Consider the following 18,934-nt stretch of genomic DNA (forward strand, 5'->3'; position numbering starts at 1 on the left):
GATGACAGAAAAGCTCATTTGACGCTACGGAAATAGCCACAATTCACGGTCAAACCAATAACAGTAATCCCCGCCTGAACGATTCACACCGGCTCGGCGGGGATTGTGTTCTGTTACCCTGCCTAGGCATTCAAGGCGTTTCGACCCTTCGTTTATCGGCCATTAGTCGTAATTCGCTCCTACTGATCGGGCATTCGTCATAAAACCAGCGGGTTTGCTTGCCGGGCTACTTACCTTTATTCCGTGTATGGATAGCGTGCGGAGCCGTACGCTGGCACCTCCGTAGTTCCTCTAACCAAACTTCTTCTCCATGATAAAACTGGTCCTTCCCTCAGCTCGATCATCCCGGCCTCGCCAGTATGCATTGATGCTCTCCCTGGCTGCCGGTTCAATGACCATCAGCTTCGGGCAGCAAGCGTCCATCTGGTCGGGACAGGAGTTATACAAGGCGACCTGCGACAACTGCCATAAGGCCGATGCGGGTGTAAAAGCACCGGGCTATCTGGTTCTGGCTCAAATGCCGCCCCGGGCCATCCTGGCGGCACTCGAAACGGGCAAGATGCGGGAGCAGGCCAAAGACCTGACCACCGATCAGAAGAAGGCCATCGTGCGCTACCTGACGGGTAAGGTCGTAACCGAAACGGCGCTGCCCCAGGAAGCCTATACGCCGTTCAGCCTGCCGTCGGGTAAGGGCCTGGTGCATCATTCGGGTTGGGGTGGCAATCTGGAAGGCACGGGCTTCCGGTCGGCAGAGCAGGCGGGTATATCGGCCGCCACGGTCGGTAAGCTCAAACTGAAATGGGCGTTTGCCATCCCGGAAGCGAATCAGGTACGTAGCAAACCCGCCATCGTGGGCGACTGGCTCATCCTGGGCACACAGTTCGGCGATGTGTATTGTCTTAACAAAACGACCGGTAAAATCGGCTGGCAGTTCGCGGCTAAAGCGGCCATCCGGGGGGCGATCTCCGTGGTGGAGCAGGGCAACACCCTGCACACTTACTTCGCCGACAACAGCACCAACGTATACGCGCTCGACGTTCGGACCGGTAAACTACTCTGGGAGAACAAGTCCGGCCAGCATCCGCAGTCGGGTGTAACGGGTTCGGTGGCTGTTTATAACAACCGGGTGTACGTACCGATCACGTCCATTGAAGTCGCATCGGTGCTGGACCCGGCCTATCCGTGCTGCTCATCATCGGGCGAAATCGTGGTGCTGGATGCGCAGACCGGCAAGATCGTCTGGCGGCACCGGGTCATTCAGGAGGAGGCCAGGGAAGTTGGAAAACGCAAAGACGGCAAACCGTTCTACGGCCCGTCGGGGGCCATCGTGTGGAGCAGCCCTACGATCGATACGAAACGCGGGTTGCTGTACTACGGAACCGGCGAGAACTACACCGCTCCTGCTACAACCAGCAGCGATGCCATTCAGGCGCTGGACCTCAAAACAGGTAAGCTGGTCTGGTCGTTTCAGGCCACGAAAGATGATACCTGGAACATGTCCTGCCCCTACAGCCCGAACTGCCCCGAAAAAGCAGGACCCGATCATGATTTCGGCATGGCTCCGATTCTGGTTAAACAGCCGGACGGAAGCGAAATGCTGGCGGTCGGGCAGAAATCCGGGTTTGTGTACGGCCTGTCGCCCGACAACGGGACGCTTATCTGGAAAACACGTATCGGCAAAGGCAGTGCGCTGGGCGGCATTCACTGGGGAATGGCTACCGACGGCAAACGGGTGTACGCGGCTAATGCTGACAACAAATACGCCATGGACCCGAAAGTCGACTCGCTGATAAAACCCAGCCCCGGCCTGTACGCGCTGGAAGCCAGTACGGGAAAGGTCGTCTGGAAAGCGGCTGCGCCGGACTGCGAAGGGAAGGCCGGGTGCATTGAGGCCAATTCGGCGGCTCCGGTCGTTATGCCGGGCGTCGTATTTGCGGGCGGATTGGATGGCCACATCCGGGCGTACTCAACAGCGGACGGCACAATTCTTTGGGATTACAACACCATGAAAGACTACGAAACGGTGAATGGTGTTCCCGGTAAAGGGGGAGCGATTGACGGACCGTCGCCGGTGGTGGCCGATGGAATGCTGTTTGTCAACTCCGGCTACGGCATGTTTGGCGAAAAACCAGGCAACGTACTGCTGGCGTTCGAGATCGAAAAGTAGGGGAGAAGGCTCCTGTAAACTATGAAGATACAGTCCACAGGAGTCTTCTAAAGGTAAGTCGTTCTTGTAAATCTGGGGAACTGTTTTTTAGCTTTGATGAAAGCGACTTGAACAGTTCCATGGAGTGCACGAACGTCTACCGGTTGAACTTCAGTTTCTGCGCTACGTTCTGCGCAACTACCTTTCCTTGATTCTTGCTTACATCACAGGTTTTCCGGTAATGAATGCCCCCGTACACCCGCGAGTTGCCAGCTTCAATTGCTGCTTCCTCGAAGGAGGTATACGAACGAGGACTGAAGCCTAATGCATTGTAGGAATTGTCAGTGAATTTGTAAGTAGTCCCAAAAAACAACCCCAGTGTGTAGGCGGCAGAAGAAGACAGAATGGAATGGCCTGATGGGTATTCCGGGTGGTTCGGAGTAGGAATAAATGCGTTCCAGTCCGGCTTGTTCATTACCGTTCGAATGTAGGTGATAGGTCGCAGGCAATTGTAGAGATACTTCGATTTGAAGATACTAATGCTGGCTTCCGACATGGCAATACCTAACTGGGTAAACGCCACGGTTGCTACATCCAATGCGGGCTTTCGACTTAGTAGTATCTGGTTTAGAATTGAGTGCCAGTGACCACCCCCGTAGCTTTTGCCATCGGGGTTATCTGCCCAGAACAACGCAATCGCCTTCTGCTCAGCCGTCAGGTTCTGCGACATATCATACACTTCTTTAGCCTGTGCATAGTAGGCCGAAGCCGGGTCTGTCGAATAGACAGTCGGCGCTCCCTGATCCGCACCCGTGTCGCTGCCACTGACAATAGGACGCATCTTGCCCCAATGGGGTAGGGCGGCCGCAGCCAGGGCCGGGGGCGTCGGCACCCACAGTCCTGCGCCAACCGGTGGCGTATAGGGCGTGTTGACATCGTTGCCATCCGTTTTTGACCACTCGAAGATGGCAGCGGCTATCTGTTTGCCAAAAGCTGCCGAACGAGCCAGTTCGTCAACTGACCGGTCTTTCTGATATAGCACGGTATTCGCGGCCTCCAGGGAATCGATGGCAGCCTTGTTCGCGGCCGAGGTTGTCGGGTAAAAATTACGGCTCATGGCGGCTAACGCTGCGTTGGCACAGGCGGGCAGATAATAGCGTTCACCCGTGACCACAGTAGGCAAAGGCGGTAGCCCGTTCAGTTGCGGAGCAATGGACTGATAGCCCGACAAGCCCGGCACGATGGCTTCGTAGAGCGCAATACCCGTGTAAGCAAACCGTCGTGTTGTAACAACGGGCGATGCCGGTGTGGTTTGGGTAAGCCTGAGCTGCATGGTCAACCACGAGGTGACGACATCGGAAGAATAAGCAACGGTATCGGGAGGCTGCGGTGTCTGGTGATCCTGGCAGGATATAACCAATAGGGCACAAGCCAACACACGCATGGAATGCATGACGGAGAAGTTCATGATGTTGATTGATTGTAGAATAAAATGGAAGTACTTGGTATCAGGGATTCATTTTAGAAAATCGATATACTGTCGTGTAGGGAACATCAACGGTTGCAGTTGCTGAGGCCGGCGGGGTGGCGGGTGCTTTCCCGCCCCTGGTGGCAATGCGCTGGATATAATCTACATCCTGAAAAATACCGGTAGGTGTTATCCCTGATTTAGGCATCAGCAATAGCCAGTCGATACTATTCGGGTCTTGGCTTGCGGTTTTGGGCGGGGAATAAGGTTGTCCCACAATTAGCGCGTTTGAACCAGTTAACTGCCAGGACGGGCCCGCAAAATGCGTTCCCACGTTGGCGTTTGTGGCATCGTACAGATCGGCTTCGGGTGCCACAAATACCCATTCATACGTAACCGGATTACTGTCTGCTTTTTCCCGGGCCTTGTATTTCTGCACGCCCCTGGCATAATACGTTGCTACTCGACTGGTCCCACTGGGCACATTCGACGGAAGTGCTACCTGAGCCGGAATGGTCAGTTGTTCGCTAGCCGCGATGTGGTGAGAAGGTAACGAGGTATCGGGTTCCGGATGATCCGTGCAGGCGACCATCAAGGCTGCCAGTATCATACCGATGCTGAAGAAACGCTTGAGTGACTGGTACTGGTAAATAGTCATTTTTGTACTGTGTCAAGATTGAAGAGAAAGGTTGCGGGCGTCGGGAGGCTTGCCTGACGCCAGTGTGGGGCCGGTTAACCGGAAGGCTATCCCGGCTGGCACATCAAGATGCTAAGAGAAGCTACTCCGTTGCTGTCAACGACAGAATAGCTTCTCTACGACAGTTAGCGTAGCACGGTCACCCGTAGGTAGGTAGCTGGAATGCGGGTTGCATTCGCGTCCGTGCTTTGATTCTGACTGGCGAACAAGTCCTCTAACTCGCGCTGCAATTTCTGGGCTTTCCCGTTCTTTTCGGCGGCTTCAAACGCGTTCATGGTGGGGCCGTAGTAATTTTTGAAACGCGCCAGAAAATCAGCCGGCGGGAATGGCGCCTGGAACGTGTACGTAGCGCGTTCGAAGGAGATATTCTCCTGGGGGACGCCGGCCTGGCCGAACCGTTCGATCACGTGGCTCTCCACACCCCACAGCATTGGGCTGATAAAGCCTTCCGGTGGGGGCGGAGTGTAGGCTGAACTGATGCGCAGGATCTGGGCGACTAAAGTAGGGTCACCCGGAATCCAATTACCCATCACAATCCGGCCGCCCGGACGAGTGACCCGCACCATTTCCTTGGCTACCTCCACTGGTTTGGGAGCGAACATGGCCCCGAAGATGCTGACGACCAGGTCAAACGTTTGGTCGTTTAACGCACTCAAATCGGTGGCGTCTCCTTGCTGAAATGTGCAATTGGTCAGTCCTTCGCTTTGGGCCCGTTTGTTCCCGGCGTCCACCAGATTCTGGGCGATATCGACGCCTAAAACCTGGGCACCAGCTTTGGCGGCTGGAATGGCGGTAGTGCCGTCTCCGCAGCCAAGATCAAGGACATTCAGTCTTTTTGTGATACCAAGTTGAGCGATCAAAGCGGTACCGCTTTGCCGCATCGTTTCAGCCAGGCGCGTAAAGTCGCCTTTTTCCCATAATGCTTGATTTGCGTTCATTTTTGTTGTTTTAAAGAATTCAACATTGACATTCACGATACTGATTTTTCGAATGTACGGAGTCGTCAGGGATGCTTTCTCGACCCCATAACAGCCTTGAATGGCCCATACTTGTGCTGCTGTTCAGGAGATGAATCGGCAAACGTTCGAATGGGTGATCAATGGGCTTTGCTGCCCGGCTTCGTTAGCCAGGTCAGTTGCTGGTTTAGTTACCATATTGATTAGCTTGTTTTAAGAGGTCTATTGGAATGAACTCGTCAAGTCGTCCAGGATTTCGGCCCAGGAGATGTCAAACTGGTCGCCGATGAGGTCGAGGAAATCAAACGTGGTATACCGGAACAAGACTGCGGCACATAGCGTGGCCGGCAGAGAGAGTAGAAGCGTTTTCATTTATTCAACAATTGCGCTGATCCATCATTGCAGCAGTCCGTCATACGGCGGATCACCTACGGTCGATAGATACGATACAAGCGGGGTGCGTGGAATTAGTTGATGCGGAACGTAATGGGGAGCTTAACCGAAAAAGGAACCGGCACGCCCTTCAGGTGAGCTGGATACCAGTGAGGCATCAGAGCCATAGCCCGAAGAGCCGCCTTGTCTAAAAGTTCTCCACACGACTGCACTACCCGAATCCTGGTCAGTTGACCGTTGGGCAGTACCCGAAACTGCACAACTACCGTCCCTTTGTGTTGGGTTTCCAGCGCTTGAGCCGGATAGAGGTCAAGGCTGTTCAGAAAGGTTTCCAGCGCCTTCCGACCGCCGGGAAAACTGGGCAGATTGGTCAATGAAGCGTATTCGTCGGATGGTTGGATCGACGACGCCGGTACGTGCGTGTTGAAGGCCGTCAGCGGAGACGTACTGTTGTCGACCGGCGACGAATCGGGTGCCTGAGCAAAAGCCAGTGTGCTCATCACCGTTAAATAAGCGGTGGTTAAAAAGATCCGTTTCAATGTGTTAGTTTTAAATTGTGTATCAGTTGATTACCGATGCAAAATTCTCACTTGCCGCTGTCGGAAAAATCACCGAACTCCGTGATTTTCCTGTCCCTGAATTCAGTGATTTTCGGGGTAAATGGGTGTCGATACGTGCCAACAGGGGAAAGATGACCGTTCACAGAGTACCATGAAACCGTTTCAAAAAGTAGTGCTGTTGGTCGGCTGGCTGTTCCTGCCCGGCTGGTTACAGGCCCAAGGCTACGATACACCACCTTTTAATTTCGACCGAAGTATGGATCGGACGTACGTGGATAGCTTGTTGCAGGCTACCCGTGCGAGGTTGCGTGGTCTCGACCGATTTCGTCCTTCTGCAACCGTCGACACGGCCCGTATGGAGTACCTGCACTTCATGGCGTATGTACACTACAGTGGAATGACTCACCGCGACAGCGCGCTCTATGTCGCGAATCAACTGCTTCACCTGGCTGAGCGTAAAAAGAATAGTAAATATCAGATCAAAGGGCTGCTGCTGATCGAACGATACTACCGGGATGTCAGGACCGATTACCCGCGGGCAATTACCCTTAACAACCGCATACTGTCACTCATCGAAACGGAGCCTGACGTGTTCGATCTGTATTTCTGGCGGATTTATCGGAATCTTGGTCACATCAGTCTGGCGATTGGCGAGTACGGTGATGCCGTGTCGTATTTTCAGCAAAGCATTGCCTGGTTTAACAGAGACAAAAAAATTGATCCGGTGCATTTGTCTGATCTGCATCGGGCCCTGGGTTACGCCTACAAAGGCCAGCAGCAATTAACGAAGGCCGAAACGCACTACCTGCTCGCCTGGAACCTGCTGAACAAACAGCGCAACATAACAATCTCCAACAAAGCGTATCTGACCAACGACCTTGGGCTGGTGTACAATCTCCAGCGAAAATTTATGCAGGCGATTCCGTATCTCAGGCAATCTATTGCGTATTGGGAGCAATTAAACGCGACCATGCCGCAGGCCGACGCACTGGCTGATCTGGCCGTTTCGTACCTTGGTTTACACCAATATGATAAGGCAATTACTACCGCAAAGAGGGCATTGGCTCAGAATCAAAAGGTTAATGCCCCCATGCTCACAGCCTATTCTGTACTGACCAAAGCATATGAGCACCAGCATGACTGGAAACGGGCGTTAACGTATCAGCGGCTCTATGACGCTAAAAAGTGGGAAGAGCAGCAGGTCATTAATCAGACCGAAAGTTTACGGAGTAAGGCGAAGTTCGACCGCGAACGACTCGAAAAAGCTCAGGCGATTCAGCAGGCGACCATCAAGCAACTGAAGATCGATCAGTTACGACTTGGCATGTCGGCGCAGGAAAACGTACGGAATCTGTTGATTAGTGGACTGGCCATTATCAGTTCGCTGGGATTGCTGTTGTTGTATTATAGCCTGAGGCTCCGGCGAACCAACATAGCCTTAAGGACCAAAAACCGCGAGATAGAAATGGCTTTGATTAAAGGCCAGACAATTGAGCGCAAACGGGTGGCCACCGAACTCCACGACCGGGTGAGCAGCTTGCTTGGCGCCACGAAAATGACGTTTCAGGCCATCGACGCTGACATTCTATCTCCTCACAACCGGAAGTTGTACGAGAATAGTCTCAATTTACTCAACGACGCCGTAACGCAGGTTCGCGAGCTGTCGCACAACCTCATTCCGCAACAATTACTTCAACAGGATTTACAGACGTCGCTCGAGAGTCTGGTCAGGAAATTGAATCTGGTAGGAAAAACAGTGTTCTCGCTGGGTCATGAACACGTCGATGAACGTCCTCTAAGCCCCGAAGTTAAATTCAACCTGTATGTGATCTGCCTGGAACTCTGTTCGAATATTCTTCGGCATGCCCAGGCAAAAGAGGCCCGGATAAAGCTGATATGGGACGATACCGGCTTATCTGTACAGATTGAAGATGATGGCATCGGGGTTCAGGATGCGATGGAAGATGGGATGGGGCTCTACAATATTCGGGAGCGTGCGGAAGCGATTGGAGCCCAGTTCTGGCTGGAGCCGGGCGAAACCAACGGAACAAAAGCCAGTATCTTTCTGCCAGTATTACTTGAAAAGCTTCCGGCTTAATGACGCCTTCATTAAGCCGAGTGAGGTGGTCACGCCAAGTTTCTGATAGATTCGTTTACGGTGCGTCTCGACCGTATTAAACGAAATAAAGAGTTTCTCGGCAATCTGGTTGCTGGACAATTCGTTCAGGATCAGGCTGGCGATCTGGGATTCGCGTTCGGTCAGCATATGGTCAGCAAAGGCAGCGGTGGCTGGCTCATCCATCGCCAAAACTCGGCTGTCCATGTATCGGCGACCGGCGGCAACGGCCAGAATCGCGTCGAAAAGTTCGGCTTTATCGGCCGTTTTGGTGACGTACCCGTTAGCCCCGGCCTGCATGACCCTCCGAACCAATACCGAGTCGTCGGAGCCGGACAGAACTAAAACGGCCAGATTCGGATACTGAGCTTTCAGGGGACCAATCAGATCGGCCCCGTTCAGCGTCGGCATGATGAGATCAGTGATCAGCACATCAACCGCTGACCCATCGGACAGATTCTGCTCCAGAATACCCTCAAGCGATTGTCGGTTGTTGGCCATGCCTACTACCCGGAAGCGGTCGGACGTTGCCAGCAGATTGGAAAAGCTTTCCAGCACTACCTGATGATCATCTAAAAGGGCTATGTTATACATCGTATTCATGGATGTAGTAGGGCTAAATCCAGAACAAGAGTCGGGTAATTTTCCGAAAGTTCAAGTAAGTTTTGAGTGAATGGCAACACTCAATCAGATGTTACCTTGGTAGCCCCTGGGCTGAATACTGATTGACATTAAGTAAGACAGCTACTTGCTATTGATACAAATAAAAGCCCCTTCGTCGACGCGACGAAGGGGCTGTCTGATAGTAAACCAGTAGGCAAAAGCAAACTACACATTATTTAGTCGGCTTTTTGAAGATTGCCTCGTCAACCGGTCCGTTGACGGTGACCTTTTCAGTGGTAAACGTAAGCTGACCCTGCGGAGAGGCCATCTCCATCGTCTTGGCAAATTTGATGCCGTCCGTATCCTTGTAATCCGAAAACGAAATTTCACCCGGTTGGCCGTTCATCGACACCTTGATCTTGCTGAGCAGGTACGTATTGGCATCCAGAAACTGGTCAGTTACCTGGTTGTCTTTGGTAGTCACTTTGAGGTGATAGGCGTCTTTGCCATCAACTTTCTCTTTGCCCACTAGCTCCACTTTGTTGCCCTTGTTTTTGTAATCGACCAGGCCCCCGAACGGATCGAGCTGGCCGGCCTGCTGCTTCAACTGATCAGCGGGCAGATCTTCGGGGTCGCCGGTGCCGCCCATCATGGCCGGACGAATCATCCAGCCGGTCGATCCGTCTACCACCTGAATCATGGAGTTCCCCATTACGGTCGACTCGCTGCGCATGGATTTACCGACCACCATGACGGTTTTGTTCGGAATTTCCATGCCCTGTACGGACAGCGACCGTTCAATCGTCAGGGTTTTGACGCCATTTATTTTGTCTAAACCACCCAGGGCTGCAACGTGTTTGTCCACGATTTCGTCGACTGTCTGGGCGTACGCGCCGAGGGAAAGAAATAGAGCCGTTGCCGTGCTAAAAAGGAGTTTGTTGGTCTTCATTGCTTGTTAGAGATACTGTTTAGGGTTATTCGTAAAGTGGCGTTTAGTCGGTAAAGTAAAGGGTTGGGTGGCGAAGCGGAAAGCATCTGCAAAATTTAAGTTTACTGACGCGATTGACCACCACCTGGTGTGCCGCCCTGCGTCTGTCCATTTCCGTCGCTCTTCACGTCGTCGTTGTTCACCGACTTGGCTTTGCGCCGGGGCGCGTCCATCGACATCTTACCGATCTTGTAGGTGAACGTTAGGCGTACACCCCGGTTGTAAAGATACACATCGTTAACCTGACGGAACAGGGGCGAATTCAGCACTGTATGGATGTTGAAGCGGTTGCTGAGGAAGTTTTCGGCGGCAATCCCCACGCTGCCCTTCTTGTTGCTGAAGTCTTTCTTAACCCCGATGGTGTAGAAACCAAAGCCACCCTGCCGACCCTGGAGCTGCACCTGCGATCCCGACATAAAACCGAACGCCTGAGCGCCCCAGCCGTTTTTAAACTGGGCGGATGCAAACGTACCTCCGCTTACGTTGACCCCGGTGTTTGTCAGGGCGGTAGATACTCCATCTGCGTTCATGGCCTGGCCGGTCAGGCTGGTGTAGAAGGCGTTCAGGAACAGGCCGATGTTGATCTTCGACGTCACCGCTACGTTCGAGAAAATATTGGCTCCGTACGCATGTTGCCGACCAATGTTCTGGTACGTCGTGACGATGGCGCCGGGCAGTGAGTCAGACGGCTGGCTCACCTGCGTGATGGCGTTGTTGGTCACCCGGCCGAAGAACGTCGCATTGATGAACGTTTTCTTGATGGTTTTGCTCAGGCCCAGCTCCATGTTGTTCGTTAATTCCGGACGGAGCGAGGGGTTACCCTGCGTGATAACCTGCGGGTTGGCCGCGTTGAAGTTAGGGTTCAACTGCTGCAGGCCGGGCCGCTGAATACGTCGGTTAAAGCCCAGTTTGATGGTTGTCCCCTTGATGGTTTTGGACGCATTCAGGCTGGGTACCAGCACCCCGTAGTCGGCCACTCCGAGCGTACCGCTCTCGCGGGTACTGGCGTCGATGAACGTGTGCTCGTAGCGCAGACCGCCTTTGAACGTGTACCGCTGCTTGGTGGTGTACGTATAGGACGTGTAACCGGCCGCAATGTTCTGGTGGTAGAGCAGTTCGCCTAGCGTACCGTTGTTCTCCGTCGTGAAATTGCCCGACGGACCGGCGATCAGGTAACGGTATTCGCTGTTTACCTGCCGGAAGATGGCCTTACCGCCGAACTCGATCAACTGGTTTTTCTTGATCGGTGTCTGGTAATCGGTTTGCAGCGTGAACTCCTGGTTCAGGTTCTTGTTGATGTTCCGTTGGCGTCCCGTCAGTACGTCTGAACTGTTCAGCAGGTCCGCATCGAAATTATTGGTCAGGTCGTTGCGGCTATACAGGGTAGAGATGCTCCATTCCTGCTGGGGTTTGAACGTGTGCAGGTAATCTACGTTCATGTCGAGGGTGCCTGACAGGTTCTTAGCGTCCACGTTTCGTTTGCTGGATGAGCCGGCCGTACCGTCGGTGAACAGTTGAGTTATCAGATCCTGCTGGCTGTTGAAGTTCCGTACGCCATACCGCACACCCGCCGTCAGGGACTGGTTCTTGGCCAGGTCGTAGTCGAAGCCCAGGTTATACTGCCCGAACAATCCCGAGCTGTGGCCGTCGCCGGTCTGGCGCGTGAGCGTCGTAACGTCATTGATCTCGCTGGTCTGGTCGAGCTGCGTCCGGGTGATGGTATTGTACATGGCCCGGCCGAAACCACCCAGGTTGAAGCCGGCCTTGCCTTTCCGGTAGTTACCGTTCAGCGACAGTTGCGACCCGCGGTTACCAACACCCGAATCGATGTTAAGGTTGAGGCCTTGAAGGCTGTTCTTTTTGGTGATGATGTTGATGATACCCCCCGACCCTTCGGCGTCGTACTTGGCCGATGGGCTGGTGATGACCTCCACGGTCTTGATCTGATCGGCCGGGATTTGCTTCAGCGCATCGGCTACGCTGCTGGCCACGATGGTCGACGGCTTGTTGTTGATCAGCACCCGGATGTTGCTGCTGCCGCGTAGGCTGACGTTGCCGTCCAGATCAACCGTGAGCAGGGGCACTTTACGCAAAATGTCGGTGGCGTCTCCACCTTTCGCGGCAATGTCCTTGTCGGCGTTGTACACCAGCCGGTCGACTTTTTCTTCGATCAGGGCTGCCTGTCCCGTAACGGTTACCTCTTCGAGGGTCTTAACATTGGGGCTTAATTTGATAACCCCGAGATCAAGGGTCTGACCATTGGCGAGGGTTACGTTTTCGATGGTTTTGTTGCGATACCCAACGAAGCTGACCAGGATAGTGTACTGGCCGTCGATCAGTTTGGTCAACGCAAATTTACCTTTCTCATCAGCCACCGTCCCGTCTACGGCTTTGCCGGTCGCCTTGTTGATGAGCGCAACACTGGCAAATTCAACCGCCTTCGATTGCGTCGAATCGAGGATACTGCCGGTAATCTTGCCACTGCCTTTCGGACTCTGGTCACCAGCGGTACCAGGTAAGGCTTTTGATTGAGTAGTGCCGCCCATCACAGGGAACTGAGCCCTGACGGGCAGTTGCAGACTGGTGAGGAGTACTAATAGAGTGAGGAGTAAAACGTTCGTCTTCATGAAATAGAGCTTAGACATGACAAAGGTGTATCCAAGTCCTGACGCCTGAAACTGAAAGCGGACAAAGGGGGTAAACAGTCGGATAAACGTCAGTTTAGGCCCGACGAACGGTGACCACTTGCTCTACCAGGTTAGTTGTAATCCTCCGCGAGCCTGAGACGGCCCAGCCGCATCCCAATGGGTTTGCATTGGATAAAAAAGAGCGACACCGGATCCTAACAAACCCGGTGTCGCTCTTTTTTACTGAAAAACAGGCGTTAGATACGTACGCTCGTACCGTCGAAGAGGGGTACGTTCATGGAGAAGTTTTCGCCGTACTGGAGTTTTTGCTCTTCCAGGATACCGAGGGCAACCTGCTCACCCAGCCGCAGCGATTCGATCTGATCCGACCAGTAGTGAACCCCCGACCAGTCGCGCCCAAACGCAATGTTGGCCGCCAGCTTGTTCAGCTCATTCTCGACAGTCAGTTTCCCTTTGTTCGTCGTATCTACCTCCAGTTTACGGCCTTGTTGCGTCGGCTTGTAAGCAAAGGGCAGCTCGAAGCCCTCATCGAAGAAAGCTTTGAGAATGGTGACACAGGCCCCGGCTACCGTAGCATGACCAGAACCGTAGGAAGGGTGCATGGGCGATCCTTCGGCAAACGGCATAGGCAGTAGATAAGACGGCGACGAAGCCGACGAATCACTACTCCGGTCGGCTCGCTGATTCTGCGATTGATTATACGCTTGCAGTTCCGGCCAAAGACCCAGACCCTGAAGAATTGTAGTGGGATTCTTCATGATGTCGAGATGGTCTTTGTTGCCACTGGCATAGCGATGGAGCCAGCCCGCTACTACTTCGGGTCGAGCCCGACGGTGAATGTTGTATTTCTGATAACGAACCGCCTTGAGGGCACGCGTAGCTACTTCTGACACCAGGTTGAGAATGTGCGGGCCTCCAAACTGAGCAAAGCCGGATTGCTTATCCACGCTGTCGGGTCGCCGGAAGGGCAATCCTGGGTCAACGGGCGCGTTGATTCCAAGCAGAATCAGACAGGCATTGAAATAAGCCTGGTGCAGGGCATCGTAGTGTACCCAGGTGCACAAATCGCGGGGTGTCCAGATGAACCGGTAGCCATTTTCGCGATTGATGTTATTGTCGTTATCGACGTTTTCGTATTTCTCCAATTCGCGAAGGTTCGCACCGTTCTGCACGTCAAGCCACTGTTCCCAGGTGGTCATGTAATCGAGTCCTGACTTAGCAGTACGAACGCGCTGATCAATGGTGGTGGACCCATACGAAATCAGGCCCTGATCAGCCCCAAAGGATACGTTGCTGCTCCCTAGTGATTTATTACCGACATACAGGAACTGCGAGATATAAAAGCCGATATCATCGCCCTTCACGTTGCCCCGGAAAATTGTTTTTGGTGAATAGGCTTCAAATTCGTCCTGAGCAAAGTACCCGCGTTTCCGTAGCGCTTGGTAGGGTTGCAGTCCGTAAAAACTCTTGTTTTTAAACCAGTTCAAGCTGTTGAGATCAGCTACGGCCTGGTTGATTTTACTGTTGTTGTTCTCAAATTCTGTAAATGGAATATCGCGGCAGAGCGCCATCCAATACAGCTCAGCCATTTCGGCAATGAGTTCTTCACTATCCAGCATGGGGGCGGGTGGAATCGTAACGGCCTGAGCATCGGGACCTTCCAGGTCATAGGTCAGACCCGCTCCCATGCTCTCCCATCCGCGTACTTTTGCGTCGGCATCGAGGGCAATTTTTGATTGCCAGTCATTAACAGGGTTATCTGGGGTTGCGTCAGCGGGTTTTACCCGTTCGTTCAGAGCCAGTCCCTCAATCGATTCAAGATCACCAACGTCGCAAGCGCGAATGAAACAGGGATAGGCATCGCTTTCAGGCTTTACTAAAAAACCATTATCGTCATGTTTAAATCCTTTGGTAAAAGCAGCAATGTATGAGGGATAACTTTTGCCGTCTCCGCCAGTAATCCGGTAGCGGTTTTCTTCACCATTGGAGCGGTGATAGGGGTGGGGGCGGTTGTAGGCTACATCGGCAGCTTCGTACCGGAGCAGGTGGGAGGCAATTCTGCGATTCTTCCTGAGTTTAGAAATTACTGGTGATTTTATTAATTGTACCTCCTATAAGCTTCTGAAATACAATTATTTGTGGGTAAAGTAAATAAGTTGTTGAAGGTTGATACAGCGTAATTTTCCCGTATTTATAAAAGGGTAAATACGGAAAAGCCAGCCCGATAGCCTCACGGGATGGGTATGTGGTCCGATTACCTGCTGCAGGCAGCTCAACCAAATAGTCGGTAAGGGACGGGCGATTGGAAACAAGGGGTAACGGAAGCCAACGAAATAATGCGCCGGATTGCAACTCATCCGGCAGAAACAACGCTTCAGACCACGGAGATGATGGTTGGTACAGTCCACGCTTCGCAGCGGCTGCGTCCCTTCCCAACTTTGTTGCGTCAAAACGACCAGTTTCGGTCTGTTTGACAGACGTAAACGATCCTTAAACAACAACTACTCATGAAAACAACACTACGCCTTCGCTTTGTCTGGTTCGCTCTCCTGCTGAGCACCACCCTGTTCACCGCCTGCAAAAAAGAAAACGTTGACCCTGTTGCTCCGGCCGATTTGGCGGACCGGGTTGCGGGTACTTACAAGTACGCTGAATTATCGGCAAACGGCCAGACGCTGCCCGCCGACGAAACCAACCTCAAAGGTACCATCACCGTCAGTCGGCAAACCGCGACGACCGTACGCATGGTGTTTGCCATCAGCCTGAAAAACGGTAACCCGTTCCTGGACGATACGTTCGATGACGTGGAGGTTAGCGAAACCGGCGATGAAATTCTGTACCAGGTAGACGGGCAGACATTCGCGCGGGGCAAGGGCAACGCGATCAGCATCAACGGCCGCGATTCGGCTAATAAGGCTTTTACGCTTACGGCGAAAAAATAAATTCAGAACCTTCCTCTTTTTGAAAACTACGATGAAATCACTCAAGAAATACACATTGCTGGCTTTAGCCGCGCTTACCATGTCGGGTTCATTGTCGTCATGCGCTACGGTGTTCGGCGGGCGCGTTACGGCCGAACAGAAACGGAAACCGGCTGCGGGCGAAGCACGCCGGGAAGTACGGGTCGGGGCTCTGATTGCTGATATTCTGCTGTTCCCGCTGATCAGTATTCCGGTTGATTTTGCCACCGGAGCCATCTACAAGCCGAAGTCAGGAGCCGTGGCTCAGCAGACTCCAGCCGCGAAACCAGCGGCAACGGCTACACCCAAAAAGAAATAATACAGGTTAGGTAAAGTAAGTAGTTTAGTAAACCCCCGGCGTAGCTATGCCGGGGGTTTTTGTTATGCCTTTCCAGAAAGGGGCTTGGTAACCTGCTACGGACAATAGCGCGGTTCATTAGAAACCGATTAGAATTCACCCATTTATCGCCTGAAACTTGCTTCTATTTAATCCGCTTTTAATCTTTGTCAGGAAATTAAATTCATATGCTACAACTTACTCCCCCCTGACGACTATCCGTTGACTAAGCCCTTAGTCAATTCGTTCACGCGGCCTACCATTTGCCGGGGGAGTATCCTATTTCATTAATTCTAAGCTTTTCTAGCCTGTTTCGGGCTGGTTGCTATTGGTCTGTTTATGACCTGCTCCCCTGGTTTACTCATTCATCAGTAACCAAACAAACTCGCCTATGCAATCTGCAGTAAAGAAAAACGTTGACGTATTCAATCAAAATGTGCATGAGAACGGTGGATTTCTGTACACCACCAACGCTCAGTTTTCCTCGCATGTGGCCAACAAGCGAATCACAGACGAGATTTTCCGCTTTATCAGACCAACCCACAAAACCCTCGTTGATATTGGTTGCGGTGACGGTATGTACACCGCCAACATCAAGCAGAATTTTCCCCACCTGACGGTACATGGCTTTGATGCGGCTGCGGCTGCCGTGCAGATTGCGGCCAAAAAATACCCCTCGGTTCAATTCAGCACGATCAATCTGCTCGACGACCACCTGCCTACGCCCAATCAGAAATACGACGTAGGGGTTATCCGGGGGGTGCTGCACCACCTGTCGGACCCTCAGAAAGCGCTGATGAACGCCTTTAAACTGGCCGACGAGCTGATCATTATGGAGCCGAACGGCAACAATCCCATCCTGAAAATCATCGAACGTACGTCGACGTACCACATTGAACACGAAGAGCAGTCGTTTTTTGAATGGCAGTTGAAACGGTGGATTCGACAGGCCGGCGGACAGGTCAATCATTGGGAATACGTCGGCTACGTGCCCTTTTTCTTCCCGACCGGGCCGGCTAAGGTGATATACGCAATGCAGCCCTTTCTGGAAAAAATTCCGGTGCTGAAACACGTTTTTTCTGCCCAGTTTATTATCAACTGTTCCCGAACAACCCGATGATTAGGAGGGGCCGACTGGAGCGAATTACTCTCCAGGCTCCGGTCGGCCCTGCTCACCATACCCCACCGATCCGTTTTTTTAGTCTATGCAGTTTAGTAAGAAAAGAACTCTCTGGCTCACCCTGATTATACTGCTGGCCTTCGGGCTGCGCCTTTATAGATCTGGTACGTACGGCATCTACCTGGACGAAAAATACACGATGGTGATTTCGCAGGGAATCGTCATGGAGGGATCTAACCAGCACGATGTGTTTTTTATGCCCGGCAAGACGTATTTCACGCCCGCCGAGTTCTGGTCCCCGAAAACCATTCACGATTTTATTGAAGCCAACATCCGGGGCGACATCGGCAACAGTCCGGCCTATTATGCGGTGCTGTGGGGTTGGATGAAGGTATTCGGTCTGAGCGACTTTTCGGCCCGGTTCCCCTCCGTGCTCTTCAGCACGCTTCTGGTTGGACTGGTGTACATCTTTGTTCGTCGACATTTTCGCTCTGAATCCCTGGCCTTGCTGAGCGCCCTGATTGCGGCCGTGGAGCCGTTTTTCATTGCCTACAGCCACATGGCCCGAAACTACTCCTTTAGTTTTTTTCTGACCCTGCTGGCTACGCACCTGTTTCTGCTGTTGCTGGAACGAGCCCGGAATCAGCAGAAAACCGGAGGGCTATTCGTGGCGTATGGCCTTACGTTTGTGTTGTCGCTACTGTCGCATTACCTGACCATTACGGTGTTTCTGTGCCACGGTATCTACATGCTGCTCTACGTCCGGAAGCCCCGGCTGTGGGTCTCGTTTTCGGCCGTAGCGCTGATCGGCGTGGCGGTGGTGTCGTTGTGGTTTATCTTCGGGGCTGGGAAGTACACGTTCCAGACGCTGGCCTATCAGGCGCAGGTGTATCGGCAGGCGGCCCTGACCAATCCCTACAACAACGGCTTCGGCATTATTCTGCCCGCTACGATCCGGACGGTTACGGAGCGGTCGCTGCCGATCTGGGCCGATCTGTTTATTCTGTCCAATGGCCTGGGGCAAATCGATACCCTGGGCGTTCGGAACCTGCTGCTGGCGTTAGTCTTCGGATTGGGTGCTGGCTGGCTGTTGAGCCGCTACGTCCGACGGGCCGACGTACCCACCTGGGTAGTGCCGGTGTACCTGGCGTTGCTGCTCATTGGACTGCCATTCTACACGGTCATGAAACCGCAGTACGTGGTGGTAGCGGCCCTGCCTTCGTTCGCCTATCTGCTGTACTGGGCGCTTCGGGACGATACCACCCGCGAGCAACGGCCATTTCTGGTTCTGGTTACCCTGCTGGCCGTGGTGCCGACCCTGTTTCTGCTGCTCATGTCGTTTCGGAATGGGCATACCTACGGCATTACGCAGCGGTACTCCGGGTTTTCGTTTCCATACACGGCATTGTTGGTGGCGTTGATTTTGCAGCGAATGGCTAAACTACCCATGGCTTTCCGGGTGGTGCTGGTGGCCGTAACAATCCTGCAAGGGGTATTAGTAGCGCAGTTGCTGAATCGGATCTACGACGACAGTGCCCCGAAGTACACGTATTTCGGTCGACCCCGTGGCCCAAACCCGCACTACCTGGTTGCCCAGAAAATTAAGGAGCAGTACGCGCCGGGCGATACGGTACTTTATCCATCCGTACGGTTGTCGTTTCGCGATGAGGTTGAAAAAACGTACTGGCCCTATTCAATTCAGGATGCTCAGTTGACTAATCTGTATTTGCCGAAAGACGCTGCTTACCTCCAGCGAATGGACACGACCCAGGCCGACCGGATTATTCTGGTGAAAGGGCGAACCGGGGAGAAAATTACCTTATTTGACCTGGACGGAAAGACACATCGATATTAACGGCTGAGGTTTACGTGGTGGCGTGTTCGGATTCGCTGTCTGATGATTATATTAGACACCACTTCCTGCACAAAACGATACAACCAA

At 53.0% G+C, this 18,934-nt stretch carries 15 protein-coding genes; 6 read left to right on the forward strand and 9 right to left on the reverse strand.

Annotated features, from left to right (window positions below):
• Window positions 1–310 precede the first annotated feature (310 nt).
• Window positions 311–2,167, forward strand: coding sequence for an outer membrane protein assembly factor BamB family protein (locus BN8_RS10085; RefSeq protein WP_009281750.1), 1,857 nt, complete (start codon window positions 311–313; stop codon window positions 2,165–2,167).
• 136 nt (window positions 2,168–2,303) lie between these two features.
• Here BN8_RS10085 and BN8_RS10090 read toward each other — a convergent pair whose 3' ends face one another.
• The 5 genes from BN8_RS10090 to BN8_RS10105 form a co-directional block, all read right to left on the reverse strand.
• Complete coding sequence (locus BN8_RS10090) at window positions 2,304–3,614, reverse strand: vanadium-dependent haloperoxidase (protein ID WP_009281751.1); 1,311 nt, start codon at window positions 3,612–3,614, stop codon at window positions 2,304–2,306.
• Between the two features lie 40 nt (window positions 3,615–3,654).
• Window positions 3,655–4,272 (reverse strand): DUF3455 domain-containing protein, encoded by a 618-nt coding sequence (locus BN8_RS10095; protein ID WP_009281752.1) that lies wholly within the window; start codon window positions 4,270–4,272, stop codon window positions 3,655–3,657.
• Between the two features lie 164 nt (window positions 4,273–4,436).
• On the reverse strand, window positions 4,437–5,249 hold the full coding sequence (locus BN8_RS10100; protein ID WP_009281753.1) for a class I SAM-dependent methyltransferase: 813 nt from the start codon (window positions 5,247–5,249) through the stop codon (window positions 4,437–4,439).
• 240 nt (window positions 5,250–5,489) lie between these two features.
• The gene (locus BN8_RS33235) at window positions 5,490–5,639 is read right to left on the reverse strand and encodes a hypothetical protein (protein WP_009281755.1); all 150 of its coding nucleotides are present in this window, start codon (window positions 5,637–5,639) and stop codon (window positions 5,490–5,492) included.
• A 95-nt stretch (window positions 5,640–5,734) separates the two neighbouring features.
• A complete protein-coding gene (locus BN8_RS10105; RefSeq protein WP_144051640.1) occupies window positions 5,735–6,199 on the reverse strand; it encodes an energy transducer TonB in 465 nt (154 codons plus the stop codon).
• Between the two features lie 172 nt (window positions 6,200–6,371).
• Between BN8_RS10105 and BN8_RS10110 the strand changes: the two genes are divergently transcribed.
• A complete protein-coding gene (locus BN8_RS10110) occupies window positions 6,372–8,318 on the forward strand; it encodes a tetratricopeptide repeat-containing sensor histidine kinase (RefSeq protein ID WP_040005702.1) in 1,947 nt (648 codons plus the stop codon).
• Here BN8_RS10110 and BN8_RS10115 read toward each other — a convergent pair.
• The 4 genes from BN8_RS10115 to BN8_RS10130 form a co-directional block, all read right to left on the reverse strand.
• A complete protein-coding gene (locus BN8_RS10115; RefSeq protein ID WP_009281758.1) occupies window positions 8,295–8,939 on the reverse strand; it encodes a response regulator in 645 nt (214 codons plus the stop codon). The genes BN8_RS10110 and BN8_RS10115 overlap by 24 nt on opposite strands.
• A 232-nt stretch (window positions 8,940–9,171) precedes the next feature.
• Window positions 9,172–9,888 (reverse strand): hypothetical protein, encoded by a 717-nt coding sequence (locus BN8_RS10120; protein WP_009281759.1) that lies wholly within the window; start codon window positions 9,886–9,888, stop codon window positions 9,172–9,174.
• A 101-nt stretch (window positions 9,889–9,989) separates the two neighbouring features.
• Complete coding sequence (locus BN8_RS10125; protein ID WP_040005703.1) at window positions 9,990–12,554, reverse strand: TonB-dependent receptor; 2,565 nt, start codon at window positions 12,552–12,554, stop codon at window positions 9,990–9,992.
• 257 nt (window positions 12,555–12,811) lie between these two features.
• Window positions 12,812–14,263, reverse strand: coding sequence for a vanadium-dependent haloperoxidase (locus BN8_RS10130; RefSeq protein WP_009281761.1), 1,452 nt, complete (start codon window positions 14,261–14,263; stop codon window positions 12,812–12,814).
• An 819-nt stretch (window positions 14,264–15,082) separates the two neighbouring features.
• On the opposite strand from BN8_RS10130, the gene BN8_RS10135 reads away from it, so the two are divergent.
• The 4 genes from BN8_RS10135 to BN8_RS10150 all read left to right on the forward strand — a co-directional run bounded on the left by BN8_RS10135 (window position 15,083) and on the right by BN8_RS10150 (window position 18,847).
• Window positions 15,083–15,517, forward strand: coding sequence for a hypothetical protein (locus tag BN8_RS10135; RefSeq protein WP_009281762.1), 435 nt, complete (start codon window positions 15,083–15,085; stop codon window positions 15,515–15,517).
• A 31-nt stretch (window positions 15,518–15,548) separates the two neighbouring features.
• A complete protein-coding gene (locus tag BN8_RS10140; RefSeq protein ID WP_009281763.1) occupies window positions 15,549–15,854 on the forward strand; it encodes a hypothetical protein in 306 nt (101 codons plus the stop codon).
• A gap of 409 nt (window positions 15,855–16,263) precedes the next feature.
• Window positions 16,264–16,992, forward strand: a complete 729-nt coding sequence (locus BN8_RS10145; protein ID WP_009281764.1) for a class I SAM-dependent methyltransferase — start codon at window positions 16,264–16,266, stop codon at window positions 16,990–16,992.
• An 85-nt stretch (window positions 16,993–17,077) separates the two neighbouring features.
• The gene (locus BN8_RS10150; protein ID WP_009281765.1) at window positions 17,078–18,847 is read left to right on the forward strand and encodes a glycosyltransferase family 39 protein; all 1,770 of its coding nucleotides are present in this window, start codon (window positions 17,078–17,080) and stop codon (window positions 18,845–18,847) included.
• Window positions 18,848–18,934: the final 87 nt, after the last annotated feature.

The organism is Fibrisoma limi BUZ 3, from assembly GCF_000296815.2.
In the GTDB taxonomy this organism is placed as follows: domain Bacteria; phylum Bacteroidota; class Bacteroidia; order Cytophagales; family Spirosomataceae; genus Fibrisoma; species Fibrisoma limi.